The organism is Rhodobacter flavimaris (genome assembly GCF_021378075.1).
GTDB classification, from domain to species: Bacteria; Pseudomonadota; Alphaproteobacteria; order Rhodobacterales; family Rhodobacteraceae; genus Rhodobacter; species Rhodobacter flavimaris.
In genome coordinates this window covers 40,800-58,528 of sequence record NZ_JAJUOS010000008.1, presented here as the reverse complement: position 1 = coordinate 58,528, position 17,729 = coordinate 40,800, and the positions used below count along the sequence as shown (strand labels likewise).

General features: G+C 65.5%; 15 protein-coding genes. 5 read left to right on the top strand and 10 right to left on the bottom strand.

The genetic code is table 11. The features are described 5' to 3' along the window. Nucleotides 1–16: 16 nt before the first annotated feature. From addA to regB, 7 genes are all read right to left on the bottom strand, one after another. Entirely contained in the window at nt 17–3,394 is a 3,378-nt protein-coding gene (gene addA, locus LZA78_RS11380; protein WP_233677059.1) for a double-strand break repair helicase AddA, read from the bottom strand. Then, complete coding sequence (addB, locus tag LZA78_RS11375; RefSeq protein ID WP_233677058.1) at nt 3,391–6,321, bottom strand: double-strand break repair protein AddB; 2,931 nt, start codon at nt 6,319–6,321, stop codon at nt 3,391–3,393. Before addB ends, addA begins: the two co-directional genes overlap by 4 nt. Next, entirely contained in the window at nt 6,314–7,006 is a 693-nt protein-coding gene (locus LZA78_RS11370) for a nucleotidyltransferase family protein (protein WP_233677057.1), read from the bottom strand. Before LZA78_RS11370 ends, addB begins: the two co-directional genes overlap by 8 nt. Then, the gene (locus LZA78_RS11365; protein WP_233677056.1) at nt 6,982–7,983 is read right to left on the bottom strand and encodes an aminoglycoside phosphotransferase family protein; all 1,002 of its coding nucleotides are present in this window, start codon (nt 7,981–7,983) and stop codon (nt 6,982–6,984) included. Before LZA78_RS11365 ends, LZA78_RS11370 begins: the two co-directional genes overlap by 25 nt. Then, nucleotides 7,976–8,455 carry a tRNA (adenosine(37)-N6)-threonylcarbamoyltransferase complex ATPase subunit type 1 TsaE gene (tsaE, locus tag LZA78_RS11360; protein ID WP_233677055.1) on the bottom strand — a complete coding sequence of 160 codons (480 nt, stop codon included), beginning with the start codon at nt 8,453–8,455 and terminating at the stop codon, nt 7,976–7,978. The genes LZA78_RS11365 and tsaE overlap by 8 nt, the downstream gene beginning before the upstream one ends. Before the next feature lie 42 nt (nt 8,456–8,497). Then, the gene (locus LZA78_RS11355) at nt 8,498–10,018 is read right to left on the bottom strand and encodes a PAS-domain containing protein (RefSeq protein ID WP_233677054.1); all 1,521 of its coding nucleotides are present in this window, start codon (nt 10,016–10,018) and stop codon (nt 8,498–8,500) included. A gap of 82 nt (nt 10,019–10,100) precedes the next feature. Continuing rightward, nucleotides 10,101–11,486 (bottom strand): sensor histidine kinase RegB, encoded by a 1,386-nt coding sequence (regB, locus tag LZA78_RS11350; protein ID WP_233677053.1) that lies wholly within the window; start codon nt 11,484–11,486, stop codon nt 10,101–10,103. 110 nt (nt 11,487–11,596) lie between these two features. Here regB and LZA78_RS11345 point away from each other — a divergent pair, with 110 nt between their 5' ends. The 3 genes from LZA78_RS11345 to LZA78_RS11335 all read left to right on the top strand — a co-directional run bounded on the left by LZA78_RS11345 (nt 11,597) and on the right by LZA78_RS11335 (nt 13,242). Beyond that, nucleotides 11,597–12,232 (top strand): SCO family protein, encoded by a 636-nt coding sequence (locus LZA78_RS11345; protein WP_233677052.1) that lies wholly within the window; start codon nt 11,597–11,599, stop codon nt 12,230–12,232. A gap of 65 nt (nt 12,233–12,297) precedes the next feature. Beyond that, a complete protein-coding gene (locus LZA78_RS11340) occupies nt 12,298–12,852 on the top strand; it encodes an ActR/PrrA/RegA family redox response regulator transcription factor (protein ID WP_233677051.1) in 555 nt (184 codons plus the stop codon). Between the two features lie 75 nt (nt 12,853–12,927). Then, complete coding sequence (locus tag LZA78_RS11335) at nt 12,928–13,242, top strand: H-NS histone family protein (protein ID WP_233677050.1); 315 nt, start codon at nt 12,928–12,930, stop codon at nt 13,240–13,242. Here the strand turns inward: LZA78_RS11335 and LZA78_RS11330 are convergent, their stop codons facing one another. After that, entirely contained in the window at nt 13,243–14,097 is an 855-nt protein-coding gene (locus LZA78_RS11330; protein WP_233677049.1) for a LysR family transcriptional regulator, read from the bottom strand. 204 nt (nt 14,098–14,301) lie between these two features. Then, nucleotides 14,302–14,892, bottom strand: coding sequence for an HD domain-containing protein (locus LZA78_RS11325; RefSeq protein WP_233677048.1), 591 nt, complete (start codon nt 14,890–14,892; stop codon nt 14,302–14,304). A 132-nt stretch (nt 14,893–15,024) separates the two neighbouring features. On the opposite strand from LZA78_RS11325, the gene ahcY reads away from it, so the two are divergent. Beyond that, nucleotides 15,025–16,422 (top strand): adenosylhomocysteinase, encoded by a 1,398-nt coding sequence (gene ahcY, locus LZA78_RS11320; RefSeq protein ID WP_233677047.1) that lies wholly within the window; start codon nt 15,025–15,027, stop codon nt 16,420–16,422. Between the two features lie 206 nt (nt 16,423–16,628). After that, nucleotides 16,629–16,970: a DUF2853 family protein gene (locus LZA78_RS11315; protein ID WP_233677046.1), complete on the top strand. Its 342-nt coding sequence runs from the start codon at nt 16,629–16,631 to the stop codon at nt 16,968–16,970. Between the two features lie 52 nt (nt 16,971–17,022). Here the strand turns inward: LZA78_RS11315 and LZA78_RS11310 are convergent, their stop codons facing one another. Next, nucleotides 17,023–17,634, bottom strand: coding sequence for an enoyl-CoA hydratase/isomerase family protein (locus LZA78_RS11310; protein WP_233677045.1), 612 nt, complete (start codon nt 17,632–17,634; stop codon nt 17,023–17,025). Between the last annotated feature and the right edge of the window lie 95 nt (nt 17,635–17,729).

Sequence of the window (17,729 nt, the reverse complement as noted above, 5' to 3'; positions counted from 1 at the left end):
CCCACCCCGCAGCCCGTCAAGATGCGGTGGCTGTGCGCAATGCCGCATCTAACTGTGCGGGGGGCAGCGGCATCAGCTGCCCGCTGCGTGTCCAGAGGATCAGGCACTCGATCCGATGCGCGGGGTAGATCTGACGCAGCGCGGCGCGATAGGCCGCCATCTGGCGCAGGATGCCAAGCGGCACGTTCTCGGGGCTGCCCGGCACGACGGCGTTCGACTTGTAGTCGAGCACCCGCACGCAATTCGCTGTGATCACCAGCCGATCGACGATGCCGTGGATTTGCTGGCCATCCAGTTCCGGCAGGCTCGCGGTCAGTTCAACCTCGGCGAAAGCATCGGGCGCGAGGAACGGGGCCATCGCGGGCAGCAGCAAGACATGCCTGGCCGCGGCCAGAATAGTGTCTATTTTGGCATAATCCGCCGCATCCTCGCCCGTTGAAAGCAGGCTGTGCGCGATCTCGGACCAGCGATCCTCGGGCCAGCCGGGCAGGTGCTCCAGCAGGCTGTGAAGCTGGCGTCCGTAGCGTTTGGCCTCTTCCTCGGGCAGGGCCGCATCGCCCGGCAGCGCCTTGGCGCCCCCCAGATCCGAGGGCGAGAGCGCCCGCACCGCGCGCTCGGGCCGCGGGGCGGAGTCGGTGGCCCAAGCCGGAATGTCGGGTGCCTGCGTGGCGGTCGCGTTGGCGGGCGTGCCCGCCTCGGGCCAGTCGCCATGGCTGAGCCTGCGGATCGCCCCCAGATCGCGCACCTGCGGCGAGATTGCCTGACTTTCCTGCGCACCCACCCGCGCAAGGCCCTCGGCCACCAGCGAATACCAGCTGTCGCCCCCGGCGCCGACCTCGCCCGCCGCGGCAACGATCAGCCATTTCTCGGCCCGCGTCAGCGCCACGTAAAGCAGACGCATGCGTTCTTCCTCGGCGCGGGCGACCTCATCAGCCTGCGCTTGTGCCAGCGCATCGGGCATTTCCGCCTTCGCCGTGCTCCAGACGCCGATCCGGTCGTTGAGGCGGAAGATCTCTGAGCCCTGCGGCGGCTTGCGCTTGGCTGTGTCGGGCAGGATGACGATCGGCGCCTCAAGGCCCTTGGCGCCATGCACGGTCATCACCCGAATCGCGCGACCGCCGCCCTCAAGCTGGCGCTTGACCTCGATATCCTCGGCATCGAGCCAGCCGAGGAAGCCGGTGAGGCTTGGCACCTCCATCTGTTCGAAGGCCAGCGCCTGCGAGATCAGCTCGTCGATGCCGTCCTCCGCCTCGATCCCCAGCCGCGCGATCAGCCGCTGGCGGCCGCCATGGCGGGTCAGCAGGCGCTCGATCAGGTCGAAGGGGCGCAGGAAGTCGGTGTTGTCGCGCAGGTCTTGCAGCACTTCGACGGTGTGCGGGGCGATGTCGCTGTTGCGCAGTGCTTCCCACAGGTAGCCCTTGCGGGGCTGCGCGAGGCGGTAAAGCATCGCCTCACCCCAGCCGAAAAGCGGCGATTTCAGAGCCTCCGCCAGCGCAAGATCGTCTTCGGGCGTGGCCAGGAAGGCCAGCGTCGCGCGGATATCCTTGACCGCAAGTTCCGCGCCAAGCTTGAGCCGATCGACCCCCGCAACCGCCAGTTTGGCGGCCTTGCAGGCGCGGATGATCTCGGCAAAGAGCGCCGAGCGGCGCTGCACCAGGATCAGGAAATCGCCCTCATGTACCGGGCGGGGCGCAGGGCTGCCGGGGATCTGCGTGCCTGAGTCGATCATCGCGCGGATCTCGGCCGCAATGGCGCGCGCCAGCACCAGCGGCGCATCGCTGGCGCCGCGCTGATCCACCGGGTCTTCCCAATGCCCGTCCTCGGGCTTTTCGGGCTTCTCGACGGGCGGCCACAGATCGACGCGCCCGGGCAGCAGGTTGTGGAAGGCGATATGCTCGGGTGCGCCACCAAGGCCCTGCGCGGCGGCGCCCTCAAAGGTCAGGTCGGTCAGCCGAAGAACCGCCTCGGAAGAGCGGAACGAATGCAGCAGCGCGGTTTCCTGCAAGGGGCGCGAGACGGCTGCGAATTTCGCCGAAAAGTGGCTCTGCATCGCCTCAAAACGCCGCAAATCCGCACCCTGGAACGAATAGATCGACTGTTTGCGATCGCCGACCACGAAGATCGTGCGCTGCACGCCGCGCGCGCCTTCGCCAGCGGTAAATTCGTCGGTCAGGCGCTCGATGACGATCCATTGCTCGGGGCTGGTGTCCTGCGCCTCATCTACGAGGATATGGTCGATCCCGCCATCGAGACGAAAGAGCACCCATTGCGCGACCGAGGGTGTGGATAGCAGATGCGCCGCGCGTTCGATCAGGTCGTCGAAATCGAGCCATCCCTGTGCGGCCTTGCGCGCGGCCATGCGCGGCAGGAAGGCGCGGGCGAAGCGGTGCAAGGCCAGGGTGCGCTCGGCCGCGGCAAGGGCAAGGCGGCGCGGGCGGGCATCGGCCGCGCGCTCCATCAGCGCGCTCAGGGCGCTCATATAGGGGGCGGCGGGGCCTTCGCGCAGCGCCTTGGTGGGGATCGAGCCGATCTTGGGGCCGAATGCATTGGCGGCACCGCTGCCAAACAGCAGGACGGATTCAAGCTTGATCAGGGTCTCAAGCGTCAGTTCCCCGATCCCGGCAAAGACGGTGCCCAGCTTGGTATCGTTTGCGCCGCTGGCCAAAAGGACCGGCGCGAGGTCATGCAGCAGCCTCAGATCGCCCGGCCCGAACACATCGTCGAGCAGTCGCGCGATGGTGTAATCCGGCGGCATACCGAAGACCTCCAGCGCCGCCCGACGGTCGAAATCAGCCGGAAAAGCGTGTCTATTACGGCTGATATCGTTGATTAGCTTCGTCAGATCGTCGCCTGAGAAACACCGCGCAAGACTGTCAAAAGCTGCGCGGTCCTCGCCCCCGGCGATCTCTTCAAGGATATCGTGGCGCAGCACGGCCGCCGTGCGATCGTCCATTTCGCGAAAGCCATGGGCCACGCCGGCCTCCAACGGGAAGCGCCGCAGCAGCGCTGCGCAGAACGAGTGGATCGTCTGGATCTTCAAGCCGCCCGGCGTCTCGATCGCCTGCGCGAACAGGCGCCGCGCGCGGGCAAGGCGCTCGGGGCTGATCTCGCCTTCCTCGCCCAGTTTGCGCAACTCGGCGCGCAGTTCGGCGTCCCCCAGCATCGCCCAGGAGCCGAGACGCTTGAGCAGGCGGTTCTGCATCTCGGCGGCAGCGGCCTTGGTATAGGTCAGGCAGAGCACCTTTTGCGGCTCTGTTCCGCCCAAAAGCAGGCGCGCGACGCGGTCGGTCAGCACCTTGGTCTTGCCCGATCCGGCGTTGGCCGAGAGCCAGGTCGACTCCACCGGGTTCGCCGCCGCGATCTGGCGCTGCGTGGCCTGGTCGGGGGCGCTCATTCCAGATCCTCCGGGGTCGGGTCGTCGCTCATCTCCCACTCGCCAAAGCGCGAGAGGTGATCGTAATCGCTGGCGTCGGTCGATTTCTGCAAGGCGCGGCGGGCCGAGTAGCCCTGCTCTGGCGCCAGATAGCGCGCGATCAGGGTCTCGAACTTGTCCCAGACCTCATCGAGGCTCTCCTTGGGCTTGATATCGCGCGTCTCGCCATCGCCGCCAAGGCGGATATAGGTCATCCCCGCGACTCCGGCGGGCCCAAGCGCGTCAAACCCGCCGCGTTCGACCATCGCGGCCTCCAGCAGCATCTGCTTGTCGAAATGCAGCACGGCATCGTCACTGGGGGGCTTGCCCGATTTATAGTCGTAGATCTGCGCCCGCCCGTCTTCGAGAATGTCGATCCGGTCGGGCTTGGCGGTCAGGGTGAAAAGGCTCTTTTCCAGTGGAACAGAGCCTTTTTTTTCGATCACAGCAGGGGTGCCGCGCTGCATCCGCTCGGCTTCGTCACACAGGAATTTGCGGGCGATGCGCGCGATCCGGCCAAGCCAAAGGCGTTGCACGCTGGGCCAGGGGATCTCGCTTTCCATCACGCTCTGCGCGATCTGCATCAGGCGGGCCTCGGCGGCTTCGGGCGGCTCGTTGTCCGTGCGCTCGCGGATGAACCGCTCGACGATCAGGTGCAGCACCTGACCGCGCAGGCGGGGGTCGGGCGCGGGGCGCATCGGGTCAAGCGGGCGCAGGCGCAAGATACGCCCGGCATAGATCGCGTAAGGGTCGCGGATCAGGTTGCGGATCGCGGTGACGGGCAGCTCGCGCGGACGCGCGGCGACCGGCGGGCGGGGCGAGGGTCGTGGCGCGGGCGGGATCGGTTCGCGTGGGGTTTCGACCGCCTCGGCCAAGTTCAGCCAGTACTTACCACGCGCCTCCATCGCGGCCAGCGCCTCGGGGCCGTGTTGCGCGGGCAGGCCGCCCAGAAGGTTGGTCAGACGATTCAGCCAGCGCGAGGGAACCGTCTCGGCCTCTGCATCGCGGCGGGCGCGGCTGATCACCACGCGCCGCGCACCCATGGCCTGCTGGAAGTCATGCGCCGACAGACCGATCTGCCGTTCGGGCAGTAATAGACCCGATTCAAGTCGCATCCGGCGACTGAGCCACGGGTCCGGCGCGGGTGTTTCGGGCCAGCTCCCCTCGTTCAACCCGGCCAGGATCATCAGGTCCGCCGCATGGGCGCGGGCCTCAAGCGTGCCGAGAATGGCAATACCGGGATGCGCCGCGCCGGTCTGGCGAACCATGCCCCGTTGCAGAAGGCGGCTGATCAGATCGGCATAATCGCCCGCCGAGTAATCCCCGGCATGTGCGGCCTCGGACGACAGCTCATTCATCGTGCGCAGGCAGGCCGCGCCCGCGTCGCCACCCCAAAGACCCGAGGCCTCGACCGTCCCGCCCGGACCCGCTGCAAGGGCGGTGGCGAAATGCAAATGTGTCTCTATACAGGCGGAAAGTGCCATTTGTGGCGCCTCTTCCAGCCCGGCGATGGCGCCCGCAAGCCAGTCGGCCCATTGCTGCTGCGCGATATCTCCGCGCAGGCCCCAGGCGCGCAGGGCATCGCCATCGGGGAAGGCGGGGCCGTGGCGGCGTAGGCGCAACTCCAGCTCGCGCGTGTAGCGCAGGTGATTGCCGCGCTCGGTCGAGCCGGTCGCCGTCAGCGGGTGCTTGAGCAAGATCAGCAGCGATTCCAGCGTCAGGCGGCGCCCGCGCATGGTGGCGATATGGCGCAGGAAGCGCCCCGGCGCGGTATGATGCAGCGGCGCGCCCGCACTATCGTCGGGGATGATGCCCCAGCGGCCAAGGGCGGCGGTGACGCGGCGGCTCAGCATCCGGTCGGGGGTGATCAGCGCGGCTTTCGTGCCGGTTTCGGCGGCTTCGCGCAGGATCAGGGCGATGGCATTGGCCTCGCGTCGCGGATCTGGCGCGGCGATCAGGGTCATCCCCTCGCAAGCGGGGTGCAGATCGCCCAAGGCGGGGCCATCGCTCAGCCACTGATCGGTTACCGGCGCGGGCCGCAGCGCCAGCGACAGCAGCGCGTTGCGCTCGGGTGCCGGGGGCTGGGCATCCGTCCAGCGCGCGACCTGATCGCGCGGCAGGTTCAGGCTTTGCAGCAGGGCATGGAAGCGGAATTGGGGATGATCCTCGATCGGAACATCGCCGGAATAGAGACTATTCCAGCCATTTTCGGGCATATCGAAGTCAAACCCCGGCAGGACGATCATCCCCTTGGGCAGCCGCGCCACGGCCCGCAGCAGCAGCGCCGTTGTCCCGCGCGAGCCGGTCGAGCCTGCCACGATGACCGGATCCTGAGGCGGGTCGATGGGCCAGCTGCGCTCCAGCGCCTCGATCACGCGGCGCTGGCGGGCATCGGCGTCGGGGACGGTCTCATCCTCGAAAAACCGGGTGACGATGCGGATGAAGGCGAGCGCGTGGCGCCAATGCTCGGCATGGGTCTCGGCGATTTCGACCTGGTCGAAGCGGTCGGGCGTGACGCCTTCGTTATGCATCTCGGCCATCAGGTCGGCGAGGCTGTCGGCAAGGCCGAAAATACCCGACCCAGCCTCGAAGCCCGGCAAGTGCGCGACCATCCGTGCGACCAACTGCGCCAGTTGCAACCGCCGCCTAAGCGAGGGCACCGCAGGCGGAAGCCCTGCCAGCGGGTCGCGCCCGAGGTCGGTGACCAGCCGCAGGCGCGGCAGCAGCCGAGCGCCGTGGCGGTCGAATTCCTCGCGCACGCGGCGCTGCATACGTCCGGCGTTCACGATCAGCTGCACGCGGGCCATGGCCTCGGGCGGCTGGCCCTCCATCCGCGCGATCAGGCCCTGCACCAGTTCCCGCGCGAAATCGACGCCGGGGGGGAGGGCGAAGACGGTGCCTTCAGCCATCGGCCTGCTCCAGCATGGCTTCGGCCAGAGGGATGCTTTCGGGGCGGCCAACGTCGCACCAGCCGCCCCGATGCACCACACCAAAGGCGCGCCCCTCGGCGATCATGCGATCCCAAAGCAGGTTGAGCGAGAAGGCAGCCCCAGAAATCGTCTCTATTCCAGCGGGATTGAGGATTTGCGCGCCGGTATAGACATAGGGGCCGCCGCGGGTGATCCGCCCTTCGGCATCCAGCGCAAAGTCGCCCGTGCCGCGATGGCCAACGGCCTTTTCCGCCGGGATCAGCGCCAGAAGCGCCGACATCCGCGCCCCGTCCCACTGCCCGCGCAGGGTCGAGACCACGTTCGGCCCGCTCCAGACCGCGTCGGTGTTGAGTGTGAAAACCGGCCCATGACCCAGAAGCGGTAGCGCCTTGCGCAGCCCGCCGCCGGTCTCAAGGATATCATTGGTCTCGTCCGAGATCATCACGTCGCGACCGGCCAAGTGGCGCACGACCTGATCCCCCAGGTAATGCACATTGGCCACCACCCGCGCGATGCCGGCCGCGCGCGTCAGATCAAGCGCGTGATCGAGCAGCACCTTGCCCGCCACCGGGATCAGCGGCTTGGGGCGGTTCGCGGTCAGCGCGCCCATACGCGTGCCGAACCCGGCGGCGAACAGCATCAATGCATCGGGCGTTGTGCGCATTGCTCCTTGATCCTTTGCATCAGGTCGGGCGTGGGGGCGGGGAAGGCGGCGTGGACGGCGCGGGCGATATCTTTCAGCGCCGGATGGGTCAGGTTGCGCGCGATATGCGCCCAGGTGCGGGGCATCAGATCGACGTAATGCGCCTTGCCCATGGCCATGCAGAGCCGGGCGAAGACGCCCATGATCCGCAGCCCGCGTTGCGCGCCAAGCAGGGCATAGAGCGCCTCGAACCGGGGCAGATCAAGGTTCGCGGCCTCGGCATAGCGGTGGCGCTCGCGCGCTTCGGTCTTGGGCGAGACATCGCGCCGCGCGTCTTGCAGCGCCGAGACGAGATCGTAAGCCGGATGCGCGGCCACGGCGTCCTGAAAATCGAGGAGCCCCAGCCGCGCAACCCCTTGGCGTTCGGGCAGCCAGAGCGCGTTTTCGGCGTGGAAGTCGCGCAGGCAGGTGACGGGGGGCTCGCGATTCAGCGCCGCGTAGCGTTGCGCGATCAGGTCGGGGAGGGCCTCAGCCGCCTCGCGTGACAGCACCGGATACCATTCCGGCGTCAGGCGCAGCAATTCGGCCAGCGCGGTGCCGTCGAGCGGGGCGAGGAAATCGGGCGGAGGCAGGCGGTGGAGGGCCAGCAGGAAGGCCGTGATCTCGGCGTAAAGGGCGCCCTCGCGCGCAGGGTCTTGCGCGACCAAACGCGAGATCAGCGCATCGCCCAGGTCTTCAAGCAGCAATAGACCCTGTTCCGGCGCTTTTGCCAGAATCTCAGGGGCGGAAAAGCCGTGTTGCCGCAGCCAGCGCGCCATGCGCAGGAAGCGTATCACCTCATCCCCAGGAGGAGCATCCATCAGCACCGCGCGCGCGTCGCCGTGCGTCAGCCGTTCATAGCGCCGGGCAGAGGCGTCGCCAGCGAGCGATGCCCGATGTGCCTCGCCCCACCCGGCCAGCGCGAGAAAGCGCGTGATCTGTGCGGCGCGATCAGGCATCGCGCAGATCCGTCAGGCGCTCGGCCCAGTCGGCATCACCAAGGAAGCTCACACAGCGCGAGGCCCCGGCATCGGCCAGTTCGAAGCGGAGGGTCAGGGCCTTGCGTGGCACCAGATCGGCCAGCCGGTCGGGCCATTCGATCAGGCAGATCGCCGTGTCGAACGCCTCCTCGAGCCCCAGTTCGATCGCCTCGTCAGGATGGGTCAGACGGTAGAGGTCGGTGTGCCAGATCTCGGGCGCGGCATCATAGACCTGCACCAGCGTGAATGTGGGCGAGGGGATATCCTCGCTCCGGTTCAGCGCGGCAAGGCGGGTCTGGATCAGGCTGCGGGCGAAATGGGTCTTGCCGGCGCCGATCTGGCCTTCAAGCAGCAGCACATCGCCGGGCTGGACAAGCTGCGCCATCCGCTGACCCAGACGGGCGGTGGCATCGGCGTCGGGCAGGGGCAGGCGAAACAGCAAATCGGGCATGGCGGCAGTTTTACCCCGCCCGTGAGCTGCCGCAAGCCCGTATCACGGCACGGTGGCCTCCCTGGGTGCGGCGGCCACCATGGCGGGGGCAAAGCTGACCAGCGTCGCGCCCCCGCTCATCGGGGCAACGCGCCAGCGCAGGCTCTGGCCGCCATGCATCTGCGCCGTGCCTTCGACCGCCTCCCCGCGTCCGCCCTGCGCTGCACGATTGCGCAAGGCCGTGCTCAGCCCCTCGATCTCGCACTGCGCGCGCCACTGGCCGAGGGAGTCCTGTAGCGTCAGGATGCCGAGCGTCGTCTCCGGCTCGACCCCCCAAAGCGCTCCATAGGCGGTGTTTGACAGCACCAACTCGCCTGAGGGCAGGAACACCGCGAGCGCATCGGGCATCAGGTCGAGCGCCTCCTGCCCCATCTCAAGCTCGGCGCGGAAGCGGCGGGTCAGGCCGATCTCGGAGGTGATATCCTCGAACAGGAAGGCCACCGCGCCATCGGGATGCGGGCGACCGGTGACGCGGTAGGTCTGGCCGTTGGGCAGCGACCAGGTCTCGGTATGGTATCCGGCCGCCGAGGCCTGTTCGAGCGCGCTCATCTGCTGGCGCCAGCTGGCGTAATCGCGCGGCTCGGGCATCATGCGGGCCTCACGCAGCCGGTCGAGAAAGGCGAAAAGCGTGGGCCGGGCCGAGAGAAACTGCGGCGTCAGATGCGTGAGGTCCAAAAGCGCGGGGTTGAACATTTGCAACTGGCGCTGGCGGTCGAAGATCGCAAGGCCGATGGGCAGGTCGGCGAAGGTCTTGGTCAGGGTCTGGACGAATTCGCGCAGGCTTGTCTCGGCGCGCACGGTGGCATCGGCGGGCAGAGCAAAATGCAGCACCTCGGGGCCAAAGGCGTGGCTGTGGCAGTCGAACCAGAGCCCCTCGGGAATGCTGCGCAGACGCGCGGCATTTGCCCCTTGCGGCTCAAAGAGCCGGGGCAAAGGCCAGGTCAGCGCGTCCAGCACGCCCGCCTGCTGCGCATAGGCGCGGTTGGCCCAGATGACGTCGCCGCCCGCATCCTCGCGCCAGATCGGACAGGGTGCGTGGTCAAGCGTCTGGCGCAGCTGATCGAGTTCCAGCTCCTGCGCGCGCAGGCTAAGCCCGTCAACCATCATGCCAACCCCTTCGGCCGCGGGATCGGCAAGGGTGATGCGCGCAAGGCCGTTCACATCCTCGGCGGTCAGGCGCAGCGCATCAGCGCCCTCGCGCCCGGTCAACTCGATCCGCCCGCGCTGCGCCAGTTGCGCAAGGCTTTGGGCCAAGTCGTCGAACCTTGGTGCGAGAAAGACCGATAAACGCGCCCATTCGCTTTGCCCTGCGGGGGTGCCGTCAAGCAACGCGCGGGCCGGGGTGGTGGCATCGACAAGGCGCTGTTCGTCGAAGAGGAAGACGATGGGCTCCAGATAGCTCTCGGCTGGTGCAAGCCCGGCCCGCCTGCGCGGCGCCAGAACGCTTAGACCCAGCAAGGCCAGGAAGGCGGCACCGACCGAAGTCGCCACGATGACCAGTGCCTGCATCCATTCGAATTGCATCCGCGCGCCCTTCCGCCCCACATCCGGCGGAGTTTCGCTAGGGAATGGTTAACAGGCGGTTAATCCACAGGAAGATCGCGCCTCAGGCGGTAATCGGCTGGTTCTCTCCAAGCCCTGCGCCGTCCTCGACCACAAGCCGCGAGAGTGGCCAGCTGACCTCGACCATGGCGCCCGAGCGGGTCGCGTGGCTGACCTCGGGGATGAAGGATTCGGGGCCGTTGCTGAAACGCAGATGGGCGCCGGTGCGCTCAAGCAGCGTCTTGGCGATGAAGAGGCCAAGGCCCATGCCCTCGTATTCCGGGCGCTGGCTGCGGTCGCCCGAGCGGTTTTGCAGGAAGGGGTCGCCGATGCGGTTCATGACCCCCGGCGCATAGCCGCGCCCATCGTCGGTGATCCGAACAAGGATGGTCTGGTCGGTCCATTCGGCCTCGACCCAGACGGTGCTGCGGGCGAAATCCACGGCGTTCTGCACCAGGTTGCGCAGGGCGTGGATCACCTCGGGGTAGCGATAGACGGTGGGCTGACGCTCGGCCCCGCCCTCGCCGGGATTCACGTCGAACAGGATCTCTTTGCCACGATCGAGATGCGGCTCGGCCGCCTCGCGCAGCACCGCCAGCACCGGGGCCGAGCGCAGGTGCAGATCGTCTTTCCCCGCCCGGCCCATCGAGCGCAGGATATCGCGGCAGCGGTCGGCCTGTTCGCGGATCAGGATGGCGTCGCTGTGCAGATCGGGGCTGTCCTCCAGCTCGTCGGCAAGTTCGGAGGACACCAGTTTGATCGTCGCTAGGGGCGTGCCAAGCTCATGCGCCGCTGCCGCAACAACGCCGCCCAGATCGGTCAGCTTCTGTTCGCGCGCCAGTGCAAGCTGCGTCGCCAGCAGCGCGTCGCCCATCGAGTGGATCTCGCTTGAGATGCGATGCGCATAGGCGCCCAGAAAGACCACGCCGATCACGATGGCGACCCAGAAGCCGAACTCGACCACGCTTGGCATCTCGATCACGGTGCCGTCGCGGGTAATCAGCGGCAGGTGGAACTGGCTGACGATCGAGATGATCAGGATCGTTGCGATCCCCAGCAGGATCGTCGGGCGACGCTCCAGCGCGGTGGCGGCGATGGTGACGGGCACCAGGATCAGCAACGCGAAGGGGTTGTTCAGCCCGCCCGTCAGCGCCAGCAACAGGCCAAGCTGCGCGGTGTCGAACAGAAGCGTTGCTGTCACCTCGGCCTGGCTAAGCCGGCGGCTGTGCGGAAACAGGAAGATCGCCACGATATTGGCCGCGACCGCCGCGCCCACCGTGGCCAGCGCCAGCGGCAGGTCCAGCGCGATATCATAGCAGCACCAGCCCACAAAGATCGCGCCAAGCTGCCCGATGATCGCGGTCCAGCGCAAAAAGATCAGAGTGCGCAGACGGACCCAGTCGTGATGCGCCTCGGCAAATTGCGCACTTGCCTCAAGCCGTTCCGCCATTCTGCCCCCGATCAATCCAAAGATGGGTCTGGTTGTCACATTTAATCTTGCCCAACTTGATAGTAGTGTCCGCCCACGCGATCAATGCAGGACAAGGAACGGAACTTCTCATGGCACTTACTCCGCGCTTCGCCGCCATCCTGGCCTCGGCCGCCGTCGTCGCAGGTCTTGGCGCAACCGTGTTGTTCACCCAGGGCGGCGACGAGGATATCTTCGCCCAGTGCCGCCGGGGCGTCGTGGGCGGTTCGGGCCAGTTGGGCGGGCCGTTCACGCTGGTTTCCGAAACCGGCGAGACGGTCACCGACAAGGATGTGTTCACCAAGCCCAGCCTGCTTTACTTCGGCTATACCTATTGCCCCGATGTCTGCCCGCTGGACAATTCGCGCAATGCCGAGGCCGTCACCCTGCTCGATGAGCGCGGCTATGACGTGACGCCCGTGTTCGTCTCGGTCGATACCGAGCGCGACACGCCCGAGCTTCTGGCCGAATTCACCGAGATCATGCACCCGAAAATGCTGGGCCTGACCGGCTCGGCCGAACAGATATCGGTCGCGTCGAAAGCCTACCGGACCTATTTCAAGGTTCAGAACCCTGGCGACCCCTATACTCTGATCGACCATTCGACCCAGACCTACCTGGTGTTTCCTGAAATCGGGTTTGTCGATTTCTTCAACCGCGATACCACGCCCGAGCAAATGGCCGAGCAGGTCTCCTGTTTCGTCGATGCCTGGAAAAACTCCCAATAACGAACGGGGAATTTGACCAGACGGTTCCGACCGCCTAAGACTTTCGGAATGCATGGGGAGAGCACATGGCCGACGATCAATTTGCCGAACTCGGGTCCGACCGCACGCTTTTGCTGGTGGATGATGACGTTCCCTTCCTGACCCGCCTTGCGCGCGCGATGGAAAAACGCGGCTTTCAGACCGAAACCGCCGAGACGGTTACGGCCGGCAAGGCGATCGCGCTAAGCCGCCCGCCGGCCTATGCGGTCGTGGATTTGCGGCTTGAGGATGGCAATGGCCTTGACGTGGTCGAGGCGCTGCGCGAGCGGCGCCCCGATGCGCGGATCGTCGTGCTGACCGGCTATGGCGCCATCGCCACCGCCGTGGCCGCGGTGAAAATGGGCGCGACCGATTATCTGTCGAAACCCGCCGACGCCAACGATATAACCAATGCGCTTCTGGCCAAGGGGGAAACCCTGCCGCCGCCGCCGGAAAACCCGATGAGCGCGGATCGCGTGCGTTGGGAGCATATTCAGCGCGTTTATGAGCTGTGCGACCGCAATGTTTCGGAAACGGCGCGGCGCTTGAATATGCACCGCCGGACGCTTCAGCGTATTCTGGCCAAGCGCAGCCCGCGTTAATAAAACTGACAAAAGTACAATTGGCGTTTTTGCGCGCTAGATGATTATCTCTGAAAAAACAATTCAGGGATAATCATGGATATCAATCTCGACGACCTTTCGATGAGCGAACTCAAGGCGCTGCGCGCCAAGGTGGATCGCGCAATTTCGTCTTTCGAAGACCGCAAGAAAAAAGAGGCCCTGGCCGAGCTGGAAGAAGCCGCCAAGAAAATGGGCTTCACCCTCGCGGAACTGACGGGTGTTTCGGTGGCGAAAACCCGCAAGCCTGTCGCTGCGAAATATGCCAACCCGGCCGATAGCGCGCAAACCTGGACCGGGCGCGGGCGCAAGCCGCAATGGGTGCAGGCCGCGCTCGATGCCGGTAAATCGCTTGAAGATCTGGCGATCTGATCAGACCTGCGATCTAAGCCAGTCAATCAGCGTTCGGGCCGCCGGGCTTATTGGCCCCGGCGGCCTGACCACATAATACCCCAGGCTTTCGTCGTTCATCTCGTGGATTTTCACGAGCCAGCCGTTCTCGAGATCCTCCTCGATCAGCGACTCGGTTTCGAGATGCAGACCAATCCCCTCGCGCGCGGCAGACAGCGCCAATTCCTCATTCGGGAAATCTGTGAATTTCAGCGCGGCGGGTTTTAGCCCGATGGATTCCAGCAATTGCATCAGCTCGGGCCAGCCGCGTTCGCGGATCCAGGGCATCATCGACATTTCCCGCAATGACAGCTTCTTGCGCCCGTTCAGCAATTCGGGGGCGGCCACCACCACCTGCGGCGCCGCGGTCAGATATTCCGAGACCACGCCGGGCCAGCGCCCGGTGCCGAAGCGGATGCCCAGGCTTGCCCCCACCTCGCGCAGCTCGACATTGCGCGGGTCGGGCAGCAGCGACAGCGCGATTTCGGGGTGAGCCTTCCAGAACTTGGCAAGGCGCGGCATCAGCCACTCGGCCGCGAAGGTCGGCGGCAGGGTGATCGTTAGCGGCTTGTCGGTCTTCTGGCTTTGCAGCGCCTCGAGCGTGGACTGGATCTGGCCAAACCCATCCTCAAGCGCGGCGGCCAGACGCTCGCCCTCGGGGGTGAGGTTCAGGTTGCGCCCCTCGCGCCATACGAGGCTCAGCCCGAGGTCGGATTCCAGCGCGCGCACCTGTTGGGCGATGGCCGCGTGCGTCACGTTCAGCCGCCGCGCGGCGGCGCTGAATCCCCCCTCACGCGCGGTCGCCGCGAAGGCGCGCAACGAGGTCAGGGCCGGCATCTTTCTCCAGTCGATTTCGCTCATATGTAAGTCAAACTAACAGATGATGAAAAATTCCTGACTCGCAAATTACCGCAAGTCAATGCAAATAAGGGCATGACCACAACAAAGGAGATCAGAAAATGATCCGGATTCTTGCAGATGTGCTCACTCTTGCCATGGGTGGCCAGGCGCAACGTGCGCCGCAGAACCGCGTCCAGAAATTCACGCGGTAATTTCGGCAAGCAACTCTGTGTAGCGCGCGGTATAGGCCGCGCGCACTTCAGCGGGCGGACGCAGGCGGATCGTCAGCCCCCGGATGACCGAAGCATCGGTTTTTCCGAACAGCTTATCCGCCTCAGCCTTGGAAAACCCTGCGATCTGCTCGGCCTCCAGCCGGGCCGAGATCAGATCGGCCACCTTGATCGCCTTCTTGATGGGGGCGGGCAGGGTGGCGGGCAGGCCAAAGCGCAGATGGACCGCGCCCGTCAGGCGCGTGTCGAGTTCGTTATAGCCTTTCCCGATCGCGGCCTTCACCGGGCTGATCATGTCGCCCAATACATATTCGGGCGCATCGTGCAGCAGCGCGGCCAGGCGCCAGCGCGGGCCGATGCCGGGGTTCTGGCGGGCGAAGATCTCTTCGACCAGCAGCGAATGCTCGGCCACCGAATAGGCGAAATCGCCAAGTGTCTGCCCGTTCCAGCGCGCAACGAAGGCCAGCCCATGCGCGATGTCCTCGATTTCAATATCGAGCGGCGTCGGGTCAAGCAGGTCAAGCCTGCGCCCCGAGAGCATCCTTTGCCATGCGCGTGCCATCGCGGCCCCCTGTTGCTGGCCATGGTGCTAGCGAATGCGAGGGGGCCTGTAAACCGCGCTTCCGCCCTTGCATTGCCGCGCGGGGGTGGCGGTGCTACATAGCCCCCAAAATTCAGGATCTGGGGGCCGAAAGTGGCTGATTACATCATCAAGGACATCGCTCTGGCCGAATTCGGCCGCAAGGAGCTGGACATCGCCGAAACCGAAATGCCGGGCCTGATGGCCTGCCGCGAGGAATTCGGCGCGTCGCAGCCGCTCAAGGGCGCGCGCATCGCGGGTTCGCTGCACATGACCGTGCAGACCGCCGTGCTGATCGAGACGCTCAAGGCGCTGGGCGCGGATGTGCGTTGGGCCTCGTGCAACATCTTCTCGACGCAGGATCACGCGGCGGCGGCGATTGCAGCGGGCGGCACTCCGGTTTTCGCGATCAAGGGCGAAACCCTTGAGGAATATTGGGAATATACCGACAAGATCTTCCAGTTCGGCGGCGAGGGTGGCACCTGCAACATGATCCTCGACGATGGCGGGGATGCGACGCTCTACATCCTTCTTGGCGCGCGCGTCGAAGCGGGTGAGACCGACCTGATCGCCGTGCCGACCTCGGACGAAGAGGTCTGCCTGTTCAACCAGATCAAGAAGCGTCTGGCCGCGAGCCCCGGCTGGTTCACCAAGCAGCGTGACGCGATCCAGGGCGTCTCGGAAGAGACGACCACCGGTGTGCATCGCCTTTACGACCTGCACAAGAAGGGCCTGCTGCCCTTCCCGGCGATCAACGTGAACGATTCCGTCACTAAGTCGAAATTCGACAACAAGTATGGCTGCAAGGAATCGCTCGTGGACGGCATCCGCCGCGCGACCGACGTGATGATGGCGGGCAAGGTTGCAGTGGTCTGCGGCTATGGCGATGTGGGCAAGGGCTCGGCCGCCTCGCTTCGCGGCGCCGGCGCCCGCGTGAAGGTGACCGAGGTCGATCCGATATGCGCTCTGCAAGCGGCTATGGATGGCTTCGAGGTTGTCGTGCTGGAAGACGTCGTCGACAGCGCCGATATCTTCATCACCACCACCGGCAACAAGGATGTCATCCGCATCGAGCATATGCGCGCGATGAAGGATATGGCGATCGTCGGCAACATCGGCCACTTCGACAATGAGATACAGGTCGCCGCCCTGCGCAACCACAAATGGACCAATATCAAGGACCAGGTGGACATGATCGAGATGCCCTCGGGCGCGCGGATCATCCTGCTCTCCGAAGGGCGCCTCTTGAACCTCGGGAACGCGACCGGCCACCCGAGCTTCGTGATGTCGGCCTCCTTCACCAACCAAGTGCTGGCGCAGATCGAGCTTTGGACCAAGGGCGACGACTACGCCCCGGGCGTCTATATCCTGCCCAAGCATCTCGACGAGAAAGTTGCCCGCCTGCATCTGGCCAAGATCGGCGTCAAGCTGACCGAACTGCGCCCTGACCAGGCCACCTATATCGGCGTGACCGTCGAAGGCCCGTTCAAGTCGGATCACTACCGCTACTGAGCGTTGAACCAGTTAGATCGATGGGGCGGGGCCGCAAGGCGCCGCCCCTTTTCGTTGCCCGGTGTGGATGGCTTGCGGCTTTTCGCCATCGGGGGAAGTTCGCGTCAGTTTTCCCTTGGAGAGGTTCAAAGTTTCGCCTTACCCTCGGCTCCGACATGGGGGCAGCCCGTGCATTTTAACCAACCGGACTTTGTGGGAGTGAATAAATGGGAAAACGTGACGAGCTGATCGCGAAATATGCCGCGGATCTGAAATCCAAATGCGGGATGGAACCCGACATGGATCTTCTGACCAAGGTGACCATCGGCTGTGGCCCGGCGATTTACAATGCCGATGCCGAAACCGTCGCCGCCTCGGACAAGAGCGAGCTTGAGACCGTCAAGAACAATTTCCTCGTCAAGAAGCTGGGTCTGACCGATGGCCCCGCGCTGATGGATGCGATCGACGCCGTGATCGAGACCTATGGCCGCTCGGAGCGCAACAAGTATCGCGCCGTGGTCTATTACATGCTGACCAAGCATTTCCGCAAAGAAGCCGTTTACGGCTGAGCCGAAGCGAATGGATGCGACGCCCGGAGCCGGCCTCCGGGCGTCTTGCGTTTCAGATCAGGTTCTTGATCCCGGCGACATGGGCAGCCGTCGCCCCGCAGGCATCGGCGGCAAGGGTGGTGACAGTGTCCATCAGCGCCTCGGGTGCGACGATGCGGTCGATCAGGCCCCAGGCCAGCGCCTCTTCCGCCTCGATCTTCTGGCCCGCCATCAAGATCATCTTGGCGCGCGCCGGGCCGATTAGGGCCGCCATGCGTTTCGGGTCTGAGGGTTGCGGCAGGAAGCCCAGTTTCATCACGGGGTAGAAGAATTTGGCCGAGGCCACACTGATGCGCAGATCGCAGGCCAGAACCATGCCCATCGCGCCGCCCGCCAGCGTGCCGTTCAAGGCCGCGATGCTCAGGCAGGGCAGGGTTGCGATGGCGCTCGACAGACGCTCCCACACCGGGTCGGTGGCCAGGCCCGCGCGGGCCTCGTCAAGATCGGCACCGGCGGAGAACACCTTGCCTTCGCCGCGCAGCACGATGGCGCGCGCGCCCTCAGTCGCGGCGCGCTCGGCGATATCGGCGATTTCGGCAAGCATCCCGCGCGTCAGCGAGTTGGCCTTTTCCGGCCGGTCGATGGTGACGGTCCAAAGCCCGTCGGTCTGGTCAAGTCGGATCATCACTGTCCCCTGCAAGGCAACGCTGTTTCCCTGTTAACAAGGCCATCGGGCCTTGACCATTGCCCGGCATCAAAAGAGGATGCCGCCGACATTAA